Origin of the sequence: Meridianimarinicoccus roseus (genome assembly GCF_003172915.1) — a bacterium.
In the GTDB taxonomy this organism is placed as follows: Bacteria; Pseudomonadota; Alphaproteobacteria; order Rhodobacterales; family Rhodobacteraceae; genus Meridianimarinicoccus; species Meridianimarinicoccus roseus.
In genome coordinates, this window is record NZ_QGKU01000010.1 from 32,960 (window position 1) to 50,605 (window position 17,646).

The 17,646-nt window shown below is 67.8% G+C and carries 16 protein-coding genes; 3 read left to right on the forward strand and 13 right to left on the reverse strand.

Features of this window, described 5'->3' with window-relative positions:
• Positions 1 to 51 precede the first annotated feature (51 nt).
• The gene (gene phaR, locus DKT77_RS02620) at positions 52 to 630 is read left to right on the forward strand and encodes a polyhydroxyalkanoate synthesis repressor PhaR (protein ID WP_109810191.1); all 579 of its coding nucleotides are present in this window, start codon (positions 52 to 54) and stop codon (positions 628 to 630) included.
• A gap of 39 nt (positions 631 to 669) precedes the next feature.
• The gene (locus DKT77_RS02625) at positions 670 to 1,779 is read left to right on the forward strand and encodes a LysR family transcriptional regulator (RefSeq protein ID WP_238547640.1); all 1,110 of its coding nucleotides are present in this window, start codon (positions 670 to 672) and stop codon (positions 1,777 to 1,779) included.
• Here the strand turns inward: DKT77_RS02625 and DKT77_RS02630 are convergent.
• The 10 genes from DKT77_RS02630 to DKT77_RS02675 form a co-directional block, all read right to left on the reverse strand.
• Positions 1,767 to 2,960: a DegT/DnrJ/EryC1/StrS family aminotransferase gene (locus tag DKT77_RS02630; RefSeq protein ID WP_109810192.1), complete on the reverse strand. Its 1,194-nt coding sequence runs from the start codon at positions 2,958 to 2,960 to the stop codon at positions 1,767 to 1,769. The two genes, DKT77_RS02625 and DKT77_RS02630, sit on opposite strands and share 13 nt — an antisense overlap.
• 173 nt (positions 2,961 to 3,133) lie before the next feature.
• A complete protein-coding gene (locus tag DKT77_RS02635; protein ID WP_109810193.1) occupies positions 3,134 to 4,438 on the reverse strand; it encodes an NAD(P)/FAD-dependent oxidoreductase in 1,305 nt (434 codons plus the stop codon).
• Between the two features lie 10 nt (positions 4,439 to 4,448).
• A complete protein-coding gene (locus DKT77_RS02640) occupies positions 4,449 to 5,807 on the reverse strand; it encodes a glutamine synthetase family protein (protein ID WP_109810194.1) in 1,359 nt (452 codons plus the stop codon).
• Positions 5,800 to 6,564: a type 1 glutamine amidotransferase gene (locus tag DKT77_RS02645; protein ID WP_109810209.1), complete on the reverse strand. Its 765-nt coding sequence runs from the start codon at positions 6,562 to 6,564 to the stop codon at positions 5,800 to 5,802. Before DKT77_RS02645 ends, DKT77_RS02640 begins: the two co-directional genes overlap by 8 nt.
• A gap of 75 nt (positions 6,565 to 6,639) precedes the next feature.
• Positions 6,640 to 7,953, reverse strand: a complete 1,314-nt coding sequence (locus tag DKT77_RS02650) for a glutamine synthetase family protein (RefSeq protein ID WP_109810195.1) — start codon at positions 7,951 to 7,953, stop codon at positions 6,640 to 6,642.
• 5 nt (positions 7,954 to 7,958) lie between these two features.
• Positions 7,959 to 8,798 (reverse strand): ABC transporter permease, encoded by an 840-nt coding sequence (locus DKT77_RS02655; protein ID WP_109810196.1) that lies wholly within the window; start codon positions 8,796 to 8,798, stop codon positions 7,959 to 7,961.
• Entirely contained in the window at positions 8,795 to 9,676 is an 882-nt protein-coding gene (locus tag DKT77_RS02660; RefSeq protein WP_109810197.1) for an ABC transporter permease, read from the reverse strand. The genes DKT77_RS02655 and DKT77_RS02660 overlap by 4 nt, the downstream gene beginning before the upstream one ends.
• Positions 9,677 to 9,749: 73 nt before the next feature.
• Positions 9,750 to 10,469, reverse strand: coding sequence for a transporter substrate-binding domain-containing protein (locus tag DKT77_RS02665; RefSeq protein WP_109810198.1), 720 nt, complete (start codon positions 10,467 to 10,469; stop codon positions 9,750 to 9,752).
• Positions 10,470 to 10,502: 33 nt separating this feature from the next.
• Positions 10,503 to 11,273, reverse strand: a complete 771-nt coding sequence (locus DKT77_RS02670; RefSeq protein ID WP_109810199.1) for an ABC transporter ATP-binding protein — start codon at positions 11,271 to 11,273, stop codon at positions 10,503 to 10,505.
• Positions 11,274 to 11,397: 124 nt separating this feature from the next.
• Positions 11,398 to 11,835 carry a tellurite resistance TerB family protein gene (locus DKT77_RS02675; protein WP_109810200.1) on the reverse strand — a complete coding sequence of 146 codons (438 nt, stop codon included), beginning with the start codon at positions 11,833 to 11,835 and terminating at the stop codon, positions 11,398 to 11,400.
• A 184-nt stretch (positions 11,836 to 12,019) separates the two neighbouring features.
• On the opposite strand from DKT77_RS02675, the gene DKT77_RS02680 reads away from it, so the two are divergent.
• Positions 12,020 to 12,727, forward strand: coding sequence for a type 1 glutamine amidotransferase domain-containing protein (locus DKT77_RS02680; RefSeq protein WP_109810201.1), 708 nt, complete (start codon positions 12,020 to 12,022; stop codon positions 12,725 to 12,727).
• 61 nt (positions 12,728 to 12,788) lie between these two features.
• On the opposite strand, the gene DKT77_RS02685 is transcribed toward DKT77_RS02680, so the two are convergent.
• From DKT77_RS02685 to DKT77_RS02695, 3 genes are all read right to left on the reverse strand, one after another.
• Positions 12,789 to 13,751 carry a calcium/sodium antiporter gene (locus DKT77_RS02685; protein ID WP_109810202.1) on the reverse strand — a complete coding sequence of 321 codons (963 nt, stop codon included), beginning with the start codon at positions 13,749 to 13,751 and terminating at the stop codon, positions 12,789 to 12,791.
• Between the two features lie 183 nt (positions 13,752 to 13,934).
• Positions 13,935 to 16,148, reverse strand: a complete 2,214-nt coding sequence (locus DKT77_RS02690) for a TRAP transporter permease (protein WP_238547642.1) — start codon at positions 16,146 to 16,148, stop codon at positions 13,935 to 13,937.
• A gap of 533 nt (positions 16,149 to 16,681) precedes the next feature.
• Positions 16,682 to 17,635 (reverse strand): TAXI family TRAP transporter solute-binding subunit, encoded by a 954-nt coding sequence (locus DKT77_RS02695; RefSeq protein ID WP_109810210.1) that lies wholly within the window; start codon positions 17,633 to 17,635, stop codon positions 16,682 to 16,684.
• Positions 17,636 to 17,646: the final 11 nt, after the last annotated feature.

A 17,646-nucleotide genomic window follows, 5' to 3' on the forward strand; every position in this document is an offset into this window, starting at 1 on the left:
GGGGCGGGCTGTCCTACTCTGCACTGCGGCGACCCGAGCGGAGGATGACCGGTGTCAGATACAGAAAAACCGTTGCTGATTAAGCGCTACGCCAGTCGGCGTCTCTACAACACCGAGACCAGCGACTACGTCACGCTGGAAGACATCGCCGGGTTCATTCGCAGCGGGCGCGAGGTCAAGATCGTCGATCTGAAGTCCGGGGACGACCTGACGCGCCAGTATCTTCTCCAGATCGTGGCCGAGCATGAAAGCAAGGGCGAAAGCGTGCTGCCGATCGCGGTGCTGACCGACCTTGTGCGCAGCTACACCACGCAGGCGCAGTCGGTGGTGCCGCAGTTCCTTGCCATGTCCTTCGACATGCTGCGCGACAGCCAGTCCAAGATGATGGAGAATTTTTCGACCCTTCCCACGCCGATGAACCCGATGTCGGGTATCGAAGCGATGAAGCGCCAGCAGAAGGCGTTCCTTGCGACGATGGTGCCCGGTTGGCAGCCTGGCGACGACGGCGGCGAGGCGCCGGCCGCGGAGCCGCCCAAGGCGGAGTTGAGCGCGGACGAGAAGCAGGAACTGGATGACATCCGCGCGCAGCTTGCCGATCTGAAGGACAAGATGTCGAAGCTGGGCCAGTGACCCGGCCCGCCGCGCGGCACGGCTAGGGCGGGGGCTGCGATGACCGACCCTCAGGGCCGTCTCACGCTCTGGATGATCGAGATCTTCGCGGCCATTGCCGAGACGCGGGCGATCTCGGGCGCGGCGAAGCGGGTCGGGGCCAGCGCCTCGGCCGTCAGCCAGCAACTCAGCAAGCTGGAGGCGGGGGTCGGTGCGGTGCTGGTGGACCGCGCGGCCCGCCCTCTGCGTCTGACACCGGCGGGCGAGACGTTCCTGCGACGGGCGCAAACAATCTTGGACGAAGCGGCGCTGGCGCGGTCGGAACTGCTTGGCCCGGATCTGTCGCACCTGACGCGCGTGCGGCTTGGCATGATCGAGGATTTCGATGCGGACGTGACGCCGCGGCTGCTGACCGACATGGCGGGCGACCTGCAATCGTGCCAGTTCCTGCTGGAGACGGGAGCGAGCCACCGGCTGCTTTCCGGACTGGGCGAGCGGGCCCTAGACATGGTCGTCGCCGCCGACACCGCCGCTCCGGCCGAGGGGCTGGAGATGCATCCGCTGCTGGCCGAGCCGTTCATCGCGGTGGTGCCGCTGGAGCACGGTTCGCCGGTCTGTGCCGCGCCCGAGGCGCTGCGCGCGCTGCCCTTCATCCAGTATACCCAGCGTCACCACATGGGCCGCCAGATCGCGGCGCACCTGGCGCGGCAAAATTTCGTTCTCTCCTCGCGGTTCGAGATGGACAGCTACCACGCGATCCTATCAATGGTCGCGGCGGGAGCGGGCTGGTCGATCCTCACGCCGTTGGGGCTTCTGCGCGCACACCGGTTCGAGGCGCGGGTCGGCGTGATCGCGCTGCCAATGGCGCCGCTGGGCCGGGCGGTGTCGCTTTGGGCGCGGCGCGGCGCGCTTGGGGACATGCCGCAGCAGACCGCCGCGCGGCTGCGCCCGATCCTCCATGAATTGATCGTGCGGCCCGCGCTGGCGCGGATGCCATGGCTGGCGCCCTCGCTGGTGGTGCTGGGCCCGGACGGAGCGCCCGAAGGCCCACCGACCGTAGCCGGGGACGCTTCGCCGTCAGGTCGCGCGGCGGGTTCGGGGACAGAAGCCGGGACCGCCTGGTCCGGCGCCGCCGGACAGGGGCAGGGCCGTCGGCTTCAGGTACCGTAGGCGCGCGGCGCCATCACGCTGTCCACCGCCATCAGCAATGCACCGGCGATATAGTCAAGCTCGTCCCGGGTCAGGCGCGCCGGCAGGCGCACGTCGCAGGCCCGCATCAGCATCGCGCGGGTGCGCGGCAGGTCCGGCTGTTCGCCAAGGAACTGCCAGTTCCAGAAGGCGCGCGCGTTGTCGGTGCTCAGCCCGAAGACCTGCACCTTCACGCCGCGTGCCGCCGCGGCGTCCGTGAAGGCGTCGACATCCGCATCGGTCATGCCCAGAAGGTTGAACTGGATCGAATCCGGCGCCCGGCGTTCCGGGGCCAGCGGCGCGGGCACCGACATGTGCGGAGAGGCGTTGAGTTGCGCTGCGACATGGTCGTGCCCCGCGCGCCCGTCGCGCACCCGCCGTGGCAGTTCGGCCAGTTGGGGCCGGATCACCGCCGCTGACAGGTTGTTCATCCGCGTGTTGTAAAGCGGCAGGCGATTCTGCCATGCCTCGAACTGGGCATTTACAGCCGGGTGCTTGCGCCAGTTGTGTTCATATGCGCCCGACATGATGACCGCGCGTGCGATGATCGTGTCGTCGTCGGTCACGAGAATGCCGCCTTCGCCCGCGTTCAGCAGTTTGTAGGACTGGAACGAGAAACAGCCGATCCGCCCCAGCGTGCCGATGTTGCGCCCGTGCCACGTGGTGCCGAGCGAGTGGGCCGCGTCCTCAACCACCGGCAGACCATGCGCCTCTGCAAGCCGAAGAATTGCGTCCATGTCCGATGTATGGCCCCGCATGTGGCTGATCAGCACCGCGTCCGCGCCCGCAAGCTTCGCTTCGAAATCGGCCATGTCGATGCGGTAGGTTTCATCCACCTCGACCAGCACCGGCACGCAATCGGCGTGCACCACCGCCGAGGGCACCGCACCGAAGGTGAAGGCCGGGATCAGCACCTTCGCCCCACGCGGCAGGTCCAGCGCCTTCAGCGACAGGAACAGCGCCGCCGAACAGGACGCTACCGCGAGCGCGTATCGGCTGCCCAGCATCTGAGCGAACTCCGCTTCCAGCAGCGTGACCGGCGCGTTTTCGCTGGTGTAGCGGAACAGGTCGCCCGTACCCAGCAGGCGGTCGATCTCGGCGCGGGCGGCCTCGGGGATGGGCTCTGCATCATAAACGTTGGGGGCGGTCGCCGTCGGAGTCATTTTCGATTTCCTGAAACTGATCTTTCGGAAATCTTTACAACAGCGCCGGCGACATTTCCATGACACAGTTGCGCGGGCGCGTAATTCAACTTTGACGGGAAAGTCGTATGGCTAGGGCATCCTTGCGGCGGGGCAGCGCACTTCTGGCGCAATGTTCCCGCGCCAACGGCTTTTCAGAAACCCAGCCGGTCGCGCAGGGCGAACCACGTCATCGCCAGCACCAGAAGCGGGTTGCGCAGGGCCGGGCCACCCGGAAAGGCCGGAGCGGGCAGGCGGGACATCAACGCGAAGCGTGCGGCGTCGCCGTCCACCGCCTCGGCGATCAGCCGCCCCGCGAGCGTGGCCAGCGCGACGCCGTGCCCGGAATAGCCCGACGCGGTGTAAAGCCCCGGTTCGGGCTGCGCGAAATGCGGCAGCCGCGAGCGGGTGATCGCCAGCGTGCCACCCCAGGCATGGGCGATGCCGATACCCGCCAGCTGCGGATAGAGCCGTTCCATAAGCGGGCGCACCATCGCGGCGATATCCGCCGGAAAACGGTAGCCGTAGGTTTCGCCACCGCCGAACACCAGCCGGTCGTCGGCGCTGCGCCGCCAGTAGTTCACCACGAACTTGTCGTCGGCGGCGGCGATGCCGCGCGGCAGCACGCCCGGGAAGGCATGAAGCGGGTCGGTGGCAACGATGAAGTTGTTGATCGGCATCACCCGGGCGGCGGTCGGGCCGTGCAGGCGCCCGAGATATCCGTTGCAGGCCAGCACCAGCGTGTCCGCCGTAACCCGGCCCTGCGCCGTTGTGACCACGTGGTGCGCGCCGTCGCGGGCAAGGCTGGTCGCCTCGCTGCATTCATGCAGCCGGGCGCCCGCCTCGCGCGCGGCACCTGCCAGCCCCAGCACGAAGGCCAGCGGATCGAGATGCCCTGCACCCCAGTCGATCACGCCGCCCGAAAAGCCGCGCGCCCCGGTCTCGCGCGCGGCGTCGTCGCGGTCCAGAATCTCTGTCGCGGTGTATCCGTAGTGGCGCGCCAGATGATCCGCCAGCGCGGCCTCGTGCGCGGCGGCCTGCGGGCTCCGGGCGAGGTGGGCCACGCCATCGCGCCAGTCGCAGGCGATTGCGTGATCGGCGATCAGCGCGCGCACCTCCGCCTTGGCATCTTCTGCCAGTTGCCAAAGGAGGCGCGCATCGTCCGGACCGGCCAACCGTTCCAGATCGCGCTGGTCCATCCGCTGGCCGGAGCCGACCTGCCCGCCATTACGTCCCGACGCGCCGAACCCGAGGCGCTGCGCCTCGAGAAGGCACACGTCGTAGCCGCGCCGTGCCAGATGCAACGCCGCCGAAAGGCCGGTGTAGCCGCCGCCGATCACGCAGACATCGGCCCGCAACGCACCCGTCAGCGGCGCGGACGGCGCGGGCAGAGGGCGGGCCGCGGCATAGAGACTGGGCGGGTAGCGCCCGGGCCGGTCGTTGGCGTGAAGAAGGTTCACCGGCCGGACCTCAGACGTTCAGCAGCAGATGCTCCCGCTCCCAGGGCGAGATGACTTGCAGGAATTCGTTGTATTCCTCGCGCTTGACGATCTCGTAGACCCGGCTGAAATCGACGCCCAGCAGCTGGCGCAGCCCGTCCGCCTCCTCGAAAAGCTCGAGCGCGGAGAACAGGTCATGGGGAATGTCGCTTTCCCCGGCATAGGCGTCGCCTGCCATCATCGGGCGCGGCTGGGCGCCCGCGCGCAGGCCCAGAAGACCGCAGGCCAGCGAGGCCGCGATGCCGAGATAGGGGTTACAATCCATCCCGGCGAGGCGGTTCTCCACCCGACGCGCTCCTGGTGTCGAGATCGGCACGCGGATGCCGGTGGTGCGGTTGTCGCGGCCCCATTCGAGGTTGATCGGCGCGGCATGGTCGCGGACGTAGCGCCGATAGCTGTTCACATAAGGCGCAAGGATCGCGATGGCGCTGGGAAGATGGGTCTGTAGCCCCGCGATGAAGTGGTGGAAGGCCGGGGTTTCGGTGCCGTCATCGGTCGAGAAGATGTTGCGACCGGTGGACTTGTCGATCACCGAGTGGTGGATGTGCATGGCCGAACCCGGCTCGTCCGCGATCGGCTTGGCCATGAAGGTGGCGAAGCAGTCGTGGCGCAGCGCGGCCTCGCGGATCAGGCGCTTGAAGAAGAACACCTCGTCGGCGAGCTTGACCGGGTCGCCGTGGCGCAGGTTGATCTCCAGCTGGCCCGCGCCGCCTTCCTGCGTGATGCCGTCGATCTCGAAGCCCTGCGCTTCGGCGAAATCGTAGATGTCGTCGATCACCGGGCCGTATTCGTCCACCGCGGACATGGAATAGGCCTGCCGTGCGGCGGCGGGTCGGCCCGACCGGCCCAGCATGGGCTCGATCGAGCGGGCCGGGTCGAGGTTGCGGGCGACAAGGTAGAATTCCATCTCCGGGGCGACGACCGGGCGCAGGCCCTGCGCCTCGTACTGGGCGAGGACCCGCTTGAGCACATTGCGCGGGGCAAATGGCACGGGCGTGCCGTCGGTGCGCTGCGCGTCGTGTATCACCTGCAGTGTCCAGTCGCCGGTCCAAGGCGCGGCGGTGGCGGTTTCCATGTCCGGGATCAGGATCATGTCCGGTTCGGTGAAGCCTTGCGGACCCGCTGCCTCGCCCCAGCCGCCCGCGATGGTCTGGAAGAAGATCGACTCTGGAAGGTAGAACTTGGCCTGCCGTGCGAACTTGCCCGCCGGTACTGCCTTGCCGCGGGCGATGCCCGGCAGGTCCGATATGATGCATTCGACCTCGTCCAGTCTCCGCCCGTCGAGAAAGCGGCGCGCGGCGTCGGGAATGCGGGTCAGCCAGTCAGCCATTGGACACCTGTCCTTGCCGGGGTGCGGGGGCGGCATCGCGGGTGGCCGGGGCTGCCGGGCGCGACGGGTGGCCGAGTGCCGCTTCGAAGAAATCCGCGATCATCGCCATCATCCGCCCGTCGTCCAACGGGGCGGCCAGATCCGCGCGGGCGGGGGCGATCAACGCCTGCGGGAAGCTCGCGTCGCGAGCCTTCAGCTCCACGAAATCGGCGCTGATGCGCGGCCCGAACTCGGGATGCGGCTGCACGCTCAGCCCCCAGTTGCCATAGCGCAGCCCGGCAATCGGACAGAAGGCGTTGCGCGCGATCACCTCTGCGCCTTGCGGCGCGCGGACCACCTGGTCCTGGTGGATCGCCGTCACCGCCATCTCGCCCGCGTCTCCCATGTCATAGACCTGCCGCCCGAAACCCCAACCCCGCTTGGACTTCTCGACCCGCCCGCCAAGCGCCTGCGCCATAACCTGGTGACCGAAGCATATGCCCGCCATTGGCCGCCCCGCCGCGCGCGCGGCCCTGATGAACGCTTCCAGCGGCGCGATGAAGGGCAACGGATCGTAGCAGCCGTGGCGCGATCCGGTCAGCAGCCAAGCGTCCGCGTCCGCGGACCCGCCGGGCGGGAACTCCATCCCGTGCACGCACCAGCTTGCGAAAGTCCGGCCGGGCGCGTCCAGCAGCCGTGCGAAGAGTTGCGGATAGGTGCCGTGGCGCTCCGCGATCTCCACCGGGGTGGGACCGCATTCCAGGATGCCGATGTGCATGAAAGCCTCGTTTTGCAATGGGCGCAGCATATTCCTGCGCCGCCGCAAGGTCCAGCGCCGCCGCAGCGTCCGCCGTCAGACGCGGTCGTGCAGTTGCAGCGCCACCAGTTCCGGGTCGCGGCTGCCCATCAGCCGCTGTTCCTGCCGCTTCACCTTGACCAGCATCTCGACCAGCAGGCGTGGAAAGATCCGGGCCATCCGCGGCGACGTCTCGAATCGGGTGATCGCCTCGTCCCAGTCGGTCGGCACCTTCAGGATCGGCTTGCTGTAGGCGTTGCCGATGATCGGCTCGGGTGGGGACAACTCGTCCTCCACTCCCATCAGCGCGGCACCGAGGATCGCGGCCATCACGAGATAGGGGTTGGTATCGCCCCCCGCCATCCGGTGTTCGAAGCGCCGCGCCGATGGATCGCCGCCCGGAATGCGCAGCGCCGTCGTGCGGTTCTCGTAGCCCCAGGATGCGCCGGTCGGAGCATGGCTGCTCGGCGCGATACGTTCATAGCTTCCGGCATGCGGCGCGAAGACCAGCATCGCGCCCGGCATCCCCGACAGGCATCCCGCAACCACCTGACGCAGCAGCCCGCTGCCCGACATCACCCCGTTGTCGAACAGGTTCTGCCCGTGGGCGTCCTTCACCGACACGTGCACATGCAGCCCGTTGCCCGGATCGTCGGGAAACGGCTTGGCCATGAAGGTCGCCGCCATGCCATGCCGCTTGGCCAGACCCTTGACCAGCGACTTGAGCAGCCAGGTATCGTCGGCGATGCGCATCGCGGGGCCGTGGTTCAGGTTCACCTCGAACTGGCCGATCCCGCCTTCGGAAACCGCCGCCTGCACCGAGATGCCCATCGCCTCCGCCCCGGCATAGAGTGCATCGAAGAATGCGGCGAAATCGTCCAGCGCATCGACCGAGTTGATGTCGCCCGAATGCAGCGCCATCCCTGTGACCGGGTCGATCGCCTGCGCGATGCTCCGCCCACTTATGTCGAGCAGCGTGAACTCCAGTTCCGTTGCCGCGACCACTTTCCAGCCGCGCCGTGTGTAGCGCGCCAGCACCCGGGCCAGCGCGTGGCGCGGGCAGGCGTCGAACGGTCGCCCGTCGTCGGTGTACATCCACATCGGCAGCAGTGTCGCCTGCGGATCGAGCCAGGGCATCGGCACCGGACCCCGTTCGGTCAGGCGCAACTGCCCGTCCGCGTCGCCAGACGCATGGACCAACGGGCTGCCCTCCACGTCGTTGCCCCAGATGTCGAGCGACAGCGCCGACAGTGGCATCCGCTGGCCGGCGAATTCCAGTTTCGCCGCGTCCGAGGCGGGCAGGCGCTTGCCCCGCATCACCCCGTTGAGATCCGCGCTGGCGGTGCGCAGGCTTGCCGTCTGTATGTCCATCGTCCTCAGCGCACCAATTGCGGCCTGATCTTCAGCGACGGACGCGCGTCGCGCGCCAGGTGCCGGTTCAGCCGGGCGTTGATCCGCCCGAACACCACAATCACGATGACCGTCAGAACGATGAAATAGCCGGCGAAGATGGGATAGGGAATGAACGGGTTGAAGGTGCGGTCCGCGAGGTAGCTGGCGTAATAGAGCGCGTCGCCCTGCTGGCGCCAGGCAGGGAAGCTGGAGAAGAACACCAGCGCGGTGGCGTGGAACAGGAAGATCGCCTCGTTCGTGTAGCCCGGCCAGGCAAGGCGCAACATGGTCGGAAAGGTGATGCGGCGGAATTTGGTCCAGCCCGCCATGCCGTAGGCGTCGGCCGCTTCGCTTTCGCCGCGCGGGATCGACCGCAGCGCGCCGTGGAAGATTTCCGCCGCATAGGCCGAGGTGTTCAGGAACAGCACCAGCAGCGCCCCGGCCCAGGCGCGCGTCACCCACGAGGTTTCGATGGTCAGGGTCACAATGCCCAACGGCAGCGAAACTCCGGTGCGGGGCAGAAGCGTCAGCGCCTCGTAGGCGAGGAAGAACTGGATGAAGAGCGGCGAGCCGCGAAACAGGAAGATGAACCATTCGCAAGGCTTGCGCACCAGCGCCCGGCTGGACGCCTTGCCCATCGCCAGAGCCACCGAAAGAAAGAAACCGAAGGCCAGCGCGAGCACGCCGAAATAGACGTTCCAGATCATGCCGGAGCCGATCAGGGTGAATTGCTCGCACAGCGTAATGTCGGAGCGCGGCAGCAGCCGTTCGCCGATCCCGAGCGAGCGCAGCCCGTAGTCCTGGATCGTCTGCCAGCAGCTCATGCGGCGGCCTTGCGCAGCGCATCACCCGCTGCGGTGGCCTGACCGCGCGACAGCCGACGCGCCAGTCGGCCGAATGCGATCTCCGACACCTGCGTCAGCGCAAGGTAGAACACCAGCAGGAACAGGAAGTAATAAAGCCGCCAATCGGGATGGGGGTAGGTGAAGGTGCTGGTCTTGGACCCGCCCAGTTCGCGCGCCCAGTAGACGATGTCTTCTACCCCCAGCAGGAAAAGCAGCGGCGTCGCCTTCACAAGGATCTGCCACAGGTTCGACAGGCCGGGCAGGGCGAAGATCCACATCTGCGGCACAAGGATGCGCCAGAACGCCTGCCTGCGGGTCATCCCGTAGGCTTCGGCGGTTTCCATCTGCGCGCGCGGCACCGCGGTCATCGCGCCGTGGATCACGTTGGCGGCGAAGGCGCCGAACACCACTGCGAAGGCCAGCACGGCGGTTCCGAAGCCGTAGCCCTCGTGCACCCATTGTGGGGCATTGGACAGCGGCAGCTTTGCGATGTCGCAGACCACGAAATCGTTGCCCTGCCGCACCGGAAGCTCCCAGTCGGGGCATCGGACCTTGTGGCGCAGCCATTCCAGCCCCTGATCGAGCGCGATCGGCACGAAGAGGAAAAAGGCGATGTCCGGGATGCCGCGCACCATCGATGTATATCCCCGCCCGAGCCAGCGCAGCGGTGCGATCTGTGACCGGGTCGCCATCGCGCCGAGAAACCCGAACAACAGCGCGACGGGCGCTGTGATCGCCAACAGCAGAAGCACCGTCCCGAACGAGGCGTAGAAGGCCATGTGCTTGCCCGTGGTCAGGTAGCACGCCATCCACGGCAGGTCGTCCAGCAGGGCAGGGTCGGTACAGAAGGAGAACACGGGTCAGAAGGTCCGATCTGGCGAAGGCGCGGCAGGGCCGGGCACCCGTTTCAGGGCGCCCGGCGGAACGGGATCAGAACGGCGCGCTTTCGGGCAGCCACTTCGCGATGAGCTCGTTCAGGGTGCCGTCGTCCTTCATGGACTGGATCGCGGCATTGAAGGTTTCCTTCAGTTCGGCGTCGCTTTCGCGGATGCCCATGCCGATGCCACCGCCCAGAAGAATGTCGTCGCCGACATACATCAGGTCCGCATCCTCGGTCACGATGGGTTCAAGGAACGCCTTGTCGGCGATCACCGCGTCCACCTCGCCGTTGCGCACGGCGGCGACGGTTTCGTCGGGGCTGGCAAATTCGACCAGCGTCGCGCCGATCTCGGCGACGTAGCCCGCCTGAATGGTGCCGGTCTGCGCCGCGATCACCGCGCTTGCGAGATCGAGGTCCGGCGTCATGCCCACGACGGAGGACGGATCGGGCTGGGTGTAGGGTTGGGTGAAGTCGATCACCTCGTCGCGTTCCGGCGTGATCGACATGCCTGCGATGATCGTGTCGTAGTTGCCCGACACGAGGTTCGGAATGATGCTGTCCCAGTCGTTGGTGACCCACTCGCAGGTCAGTTCGGCCCGCGCGCACAACTCGTCGCCCAACTCGCGCTCGAAGCCGTCGATCTCGCCATTGTCGTTGATGAAGTTGTACGGAGGATACGCCCCCTCGGTGCCCATGCGGACCACGTCCTGCGCGAGTGCAGCGCCCGTTCCGAAGGCCAGAAGGGCCGTCGCAAGTGTCAGTGTTTTCATTGGTTTCCCCTTGTTGGTGATGGTGGCCCCGGTTCAAGCCGGGGCGGAATGTGACAGGAACTGCTGCAGCCGGGCGGATTTCGGCGCGCCGAACAGCGCGTCCGGCGGGCCTTCTTCCTCGATCCGGCCCTGATGCAGGAAGATCACGTGGCTCGACATGTCAGCGGCCATGCGCATGTCGTGGGTCACGATCATCATGGTGCGCCCCTCGGCGGCGAGATCCTTGATCACACGCACGACCTCCTGCTCAAGTTCGGGATCGAGCGCTGAGGTCGGTTCGTCGAAAAGCAGCGCCTGCGGTTCCATGCAAAGCGCCCGCGCGATGGCGGCACGCTGCTGCTGCCCGCCCGAAAGCTGCGCTGGATAGACGTCGCACTTGTCGCCGATCCCGACCTTGTCGAGCAGCCCTCGCGCGCGCGCCTCGACCGCGTCGCGGTCCTGCCGCAGGACGGTGACCGGCGCTTCCATGACGTTCTCGAGGATCGACATATGTGCCCACAGGTTGAACTGCTGAAACACCATCGACAGGTTGGTGCGCACGCGCAGCACCTGTCGTGCGTCGCCCGGCCGCCGGTCGTGACCGCTGCCCTTCCAGCGGATCGGCTCCCCGTTGAACAGGATCTCGCCCTGTTGGCTGTCCTCAAGCAGGTTGCAACACCGCAGCAGCGTGGATTTTCCCGACCCGGACGAGCCGATCAGCGATACCACATGCCCCTTGTCCGCCGTGACCGACACGCCCTTGAGCACTTCGAGGGACCCATAGGATTTGTGGAGGTCGCGGATTTCGATGACAGGTGCGGGCACGCGGACTCCTCGGTGCGGGACAGTGAGGAAATACTCTTTAAACTCCGCCGAATTGCAATGGCCCGCAGGCGTGACGTGGCGAAAAAACCGACACTTGCCCGACAAACCGGCACAGTCGCCGGGTTCAACGCTCTTCCACGGTGCGCCGCGCGATGTTGCTGTCGCGGTCGGTGATGCCCAAGAGGTTCGCCACCATCCGCATCAGGCTGTCCTCTTCGTCGTCGCGCTGCCCGTCGGCCAGCACAACCTGCCACAGTGCGGCGATCACGGCGAGCCGGTCGTCATAGGGCACCGCGTCCTTGATCGCGCGGGTGAAGCGCACGGTGTCGGGCGCCTCGGTCTCCAGCGTCTCGGCGTCGCGTCGCAGCTTGCCCGCCTCGAATGGGCTGAGCGCATAGCGCGCCGCGAGGATCCGGTCGATGCGGTCGATCTCGATCTGGGCGTAATCGTCGTCCGACCGTGCGATGCGCACAAGCAGCGCGGCCAGCGCAAGGCGGGCATCGGTGTCGGGAAGCGGGGCGGGGTCTGGGGCCATCAGGCCCTGAAGCAGCTTCTGGAACATTCTCCAGATGTAAGCGCGACGCGCAGCGGGGCCAAGGCCAAAACCCGCCCGCTGGCTGCGGGCCTGCCGCAGGGGCACCCGCTGGGCGGTGTTGCATGACGCGCCCGTGCGCATAGCTGGTGGGAACAAGCGGGCGGAACATACCGTTTCCGACCCGATCACGCCTGACTGGAAGGACCAGACCATGACCCATTCCCACAAGATCCTCATCATCGCGACTTCGGCGCGCGACATGGGCAACGGGCAGGGTGAGACCGGCCTTTGGCTGGAGGAACTGACAACGCCCTACTACGCCTTTCTCGATGCGGGGGCGGAAGTGACCGTCGCGTCGATCAAGGGCGGCGAGATCCCGATCGACGCGCGCAGCCTGTCTGACGAGGACGAGAAGCCCGCTTCGGTCCGGCGCTATGAGGCGGACGAGACGTTTCAGCGCGCAATGAAGAGTTCGGCCTGTTTCTCGCGCCTGCCCGCGACCGAATACGATGCGATTTTCCTGCCCGGCGGGCACGGCACGATGTTCGACTATCCCGACAGCCGCGCGCTGGCCGGTCTGGTGACCGAAACGCTGGAATCCGGGCGCGTCGTCGCTGCCGTATGCCACGGGCCGGCCGGGCTTATCTCGGCGTTGAACTCGGACGGAACTCCGGTGGTGCAGGGCCGTCGCGTGACCGGCTTCACCGACACCGAGGAAAAGGCCGTCGGGCTGGACGGCGCGGTTCCTTTCCTTCTGGAAACGCGCCTGCGCGAGTTGGGCGCGGATTTCGTCAAGGCCGATGACTTTGCGGTGCACGCCGTGCGGGACAGCACGCTGGTGACCGGGCAGAACCCCGCATCGGCTGGCCGCGCCGCCGAACTGGTGATGGAGGTGCTGGCCGAACGGGTCAGCGCCTGATCTTGCTGCTGCGGTGCGGGCAAGGGCACGGGGTTCGGCCCGCGTCCGCGCCGCGGCGCTCTCAAAGGTTGACGACCTGAACTGCGAGATACGCGCCGTAGAGCGTCAGCAGCACCGCGCCCTCTCGCCGCCCGATGCGCCAGCCTGTGCGCGCAACCAGCAGGATCGCAGCCGTCGCGGCCAGCATCGCCCAGCCGTCGACGGCGGCGATGCGCGTCGGCACCTCCATCGGCCGCAGCAGAGCGGTGACGCCGAGGATGCCTAGAATGTTGAAGATGTTGCTTCCGATCACGTTGCCGAGCGCGATGTCGCTTTGCCCGCGGCGCGCGGCGACGGCCGATGTCACCAGTTCCGGAAGCGACGTGCCCACCGCCACGATCGTCAGTCCGATCACCGCCTCGGGCACCGAAAGCGCCGTCGCCAGCCCGATCGCGCCGTCCACCAGAAGTCCCGCCGACAGGATCGTCACAACGATGCCGCCGACCAGTCCAACGGTGTCGCGCCAGGCGGGGGTTGCAGGCGCGGACGCGGGCAATTGTGCCGCTTCGGCCTCGTAGAGCGCGCGGGCGGCGCTGGCGCTCCTGCGCTCGACCCGCAAGGTGCCCAGCGCATAGACTACCAGCGCCGCCAGCAGCACCGCGCCTGCAACGCGCCCGATTTCGCCCCACAGCAGCAGCGCCACCGCCGCCAGCGTAACGGCGGCCAGCACGCTGCCGTCGCGGCGGAACGCGGCCGGTGTGATGGCGATGGGCAGGATTACCGCGGCGATCCCCAGGATCAGGAGCGCGTTGGCGATGTTGCTGCCCACGACGTTGCCCACGGCGATCCCGGGCGCGCCTGCGAAGGCAGCCTGCACGCTGGTGACCAGTTCCGGGGTCGAGGTGCCAAAGCCGACGAGGGTCAGCCCGATCACCATCGGAGGCACGCCGAGGCGCTGAGCCAGCGCCGCCGCGCCCTGGACCAGCAGGTTGCCGCCAAGAAGAAGGCCGGCGAAACCGGCCAGGATGAAGAGAACGTCGAACATGGGGATGCTGCACCTCCGGCTGCCGCCCGGTAGCTCGCGCGGGACGCGGCGGCGCAGAGGGCGCGATGGGTCAGATCGTGCGCGTCGCGCGCGCTTTCAAGGGCTTCGGTCCGTAACCCCGCGGCAGGCCGGATGCGCGCTGCGCCCGGCCTGCCTGGTGTCATCTCTGGATTATTACAGTTTTCAGTCTGCGCCTTTGACGTTGAGTTTTGCGTCTGGGTTTGGGTGGATTGTTTTTTGTATTGTCCAGGCGGCTGCGATGGTTGCGAGGCCTATGATGTCCGTGACGAGGCCGCCTTCGATCATGGTGAGTGCGGCGAGCAGGAGGCCTGCGCGGATGAACCACGCTGTGCGTCCGCCCATGAACCACCCCTGCACGCCGGCCGACAGCAGGAACACGCCGACGGTTGCCGTGGCGCCTGCGCGGATCACCTCGAACCAGGTTCCCTCCATCAGCAGCGCGCCGTTGTAGAAGAACATGAAGGGCACGATGAAGGCGGCGATGCCGATCTTGAACGAGGCGACGGAGGTTTCCATCGGGTTGGCGCCGGAGATGCCGGCCGCGGCGTAGCTTGCGAGCGCGACGGGCGGCGTGATGGCGGAGAGCACGGCGAAGTAGAACACGAAGAAATGCGCGGTCAGCTGCGGGATGCCAAGCTCCACGAGGCCGGGCGCGACCACGGAGGCGGCGACGGCGTAGGCGGCGGTGGTGGGCATGCCCATGCCGAGCAGGATGGAGATGCACATGGCGAAGAACAGCGCCAGGAACTGACTGACGCCCGCGAGGCCGAGCAGCAGGTTGGAGAAGCGCGCGCCGACGCCGGTCAGGCTGATGACGCCGACGATGATGCCCGCGCAGGCGCACACGGCGATGATCTGGATCGACATGACGCCCGCGATCTCGAACGCCTTGAGGGTGGAGCGCGGCCCCATCCGGTAGGGGGTGAGCCAAGAGACGACGGCGGCCGAGAGCGTGGCGTATGTGCCCGCGCGGATGACGGAGTATCCCATGAACAGCGCGGCGATCAGGATGAGGATGGGCAGGAACAGGAAGACCCGGCGCATCATGGTGGAGAGTTTCGGGATCTCGTCGGCGTTCATGCCGCGCATGCCGAGCTTGGCGGCCTCGAAGTCGACCATGAAGAAGACCGACACGAAGTAGAGCACGGCGGGGATGATGGCGGCGATGGCGATCTCGGTATAGGGGATGCCGGTGATCTCGGCCATGATGAAGGCGCCCGCGCCCATGATCGGGGGCATGATCTGCCCGCCGGTCGAGGCGGCGGCCTCGACGGCGCCCGCGGTCTTCTTGTGGTATCCGACCTTCTTCATGAGCGGGATGGTGAGCGAGCCGGTGGCGACGACGTTGCCCGCGGAGGTGCCGTTGATCATGCCCATCAGGCCGGAGGCGAAGATGGCGACCTTGGCGGGTCCGCCGCGGGTGCGGCCTGCGGCGGCGAAGGCGAAGTTGACGAAGTAGTCGCCGACCTTGCTGGCCTGCAGGAAGGCGGCGAAGATGATGAACAGGATGATGTAGGTCGAGGACACGGCGGTTGTCGGCCCGAGGATGCCGGCATCGGTGTAGACCTGGCTGAAGAAGCGCTGCCAGCTGATCGCGGGGGAGTTCAGGAAGCCCGGCAGGTACTGGCCCGCGAACACGTAGGCCAGGAACACGCCCGCGATGATGACGAGCGCGAGGCCCGCGACGCGGCGTGTCAGTTCCATGATCAGCGCGGTGCCCGCGACGGCGGCGATGGAGATGCCGATCGGCGCGAAGGGGGTGCCGGTGGAGTTGCGCATCAGCGTGCCGTAGATGGTGATCAGGTAGGCGGCGACGGCGACGGCGCAGATGCCGAGCACGATGTCGGGCGCGGCGAGGCGCGCGCGCGGGGCGCTGTGGGCCCAGGACAGGCCGATGGCCCCTGCGGTGGCGAGCAGCAGCGGCACGCCGAAGAGCCATGTCTCGCGGAACTTGATGGTGGCGTCCATGCCGTTCCACATGGCGCCGCCTTCGATCAGCAGGGCGAACCAGATCGCCGTGCCGAGCGCGAGCAGCGCCGGGACGGCGAGCGCGATGGCGGCGGTGTGCAGCGCGGGCCGGGCCGGTGTGCCGGGCGCGTCCGCGTCGCCGGGGAAGTCGGCGGCGGCGTACATCAGGAAGCCCAGCACCAGCGCGCCGGCGACATGGACGATGCGGAAGTTCCAGGTTTCCATCGGGAATTGCGGCAGGAAGGGCAGCTCGATCCCGGTCAGGGCCGAGATCGACAGCCCGTTCAGCGCGGCCATGTGGAACATCGCGTAGAGCGTGGCGAGGGCGGCCATGGCCCAGAAGGTCGATCCCTCGAAGATGCGGCGGTTGGCCTCGACGGCTTCGTCGTCGACGCCGTCGGCGATCATGTGCTCGTCGGTCTGCGCGGCGGCGTCGCCGCGGCCGCTATCGGCGGGGGCGCGGCAGGGCCGGGTGCGGGCTCCGGGGGAAAACGGGTCGTGACGGGCGGGGGGGTGCATCGGCGGTGGTCCTCCGGTGGGGTCCGGGTCCGCGCGGGCCGGACGGGCCGGGCGCATGGCGGGTTCGGGCGGAAATGGGGGAAGTGACGGGGTGAAGGCGGGTTGGCGTGGCGGGGAGGGCCGGGCCGGTGTGCCGGTCTGGCCGGGGGCGGGTCGGCCCCCATGCGTCCGCCGCGGCCTGCCCCCCTGTCTTCGCGGGGGGCTGCGCGGGTCTGTGCCGGGGCCATCGATGGCCGATCGGGGCCCGGTTGGCGCCCGGTCGGGCAGGGGGCGCCGCGATCCTGTTCGCGCCCCGTGCGAGAGGTCCGTCCTAAGAAGACCGTGCAGGGAGCCCGTGCGGAGCCGGTGCGGGATCCCGTCCGGGGCCGGGCCCGCCCCGCAAGCGCCCGGCACGGGGCCGGACGCGCGGGGCGGGGGCTGGCTTACTGGCCGTAGATCATGTCGGCCGGGATATCGGCCCCCGCGTTCTCGGCGAACCATTCGGCGGCGCCGGGATGCCAGGGCATGACCTTGTTCTTGTCCCAGTTCGAGGGCACGGTGGACCGCGCGGCGCGGTGGATGCCCACCATCCGCTCGTTGTCCGACATCACCACGTCCACGACCGCCTTCACGAAGCTGGCGGGCAGGTCGCAGTTGGCGATGGCGAAGTTCCACATCGACACCGACCGCGCCGGCGCCTCGAGCGTGGTGTAGGTGTTCGCCGCGATCTCGAACTCGGACACCGGGAAGGCCTCCATGATCGTGGCCTGCTCGGCCTCGGTGAACTCGATGATATTCACGTCGGTCTGCACTTCAAGCTGGCTGACGGCCGGCACGGGCACGCCCGCGGCGAAGGCGATCACGTCCAGCAGACCGTCCTGCAACTGGCCGCCAAGGTCCGACCAGCCGCCGTTGCGCCGCTCGAAATTGACGCCCAGCGTTTCCATCATGCGCGGGAAATACGTGTCCGAGGTCGACCCCGCGGGCCCGAAGCCGATCCGCGCGCCGTCCGGGATCTCGGAGATCGAGGTGATCCCGCTGCTCGACAGCGCGGTCACGCTGAACGGGGTCTGGTACATCGGGAACATCGCGCAGGCCTTGTCCATCGCCAGGCCCGGCGCGATCGGGTTGGTGCCCGCGAGGCTCTCGGCGGCCGGGCCCATCGTGGTCATCCCGAAGGCCGCGTCGCCGGTGTGCACCAGCGCCATGTTCTGCATCGGGCCGCCCGTCACCTCGCCGCCGCCCGAAAGGCCAAGCTCGTCCGCGACAAGGTTCGCCCAGCCCGAGCCATAGGCGAAATACGTCCCGCCCTGCGACGCCGTGCCAACCGTGAACGACGCAGGCCAACCAGACCGATCCTCCTGAGCACCGCAAACACCAGCAGCAAGCGCCGCTATACCAAATGTCA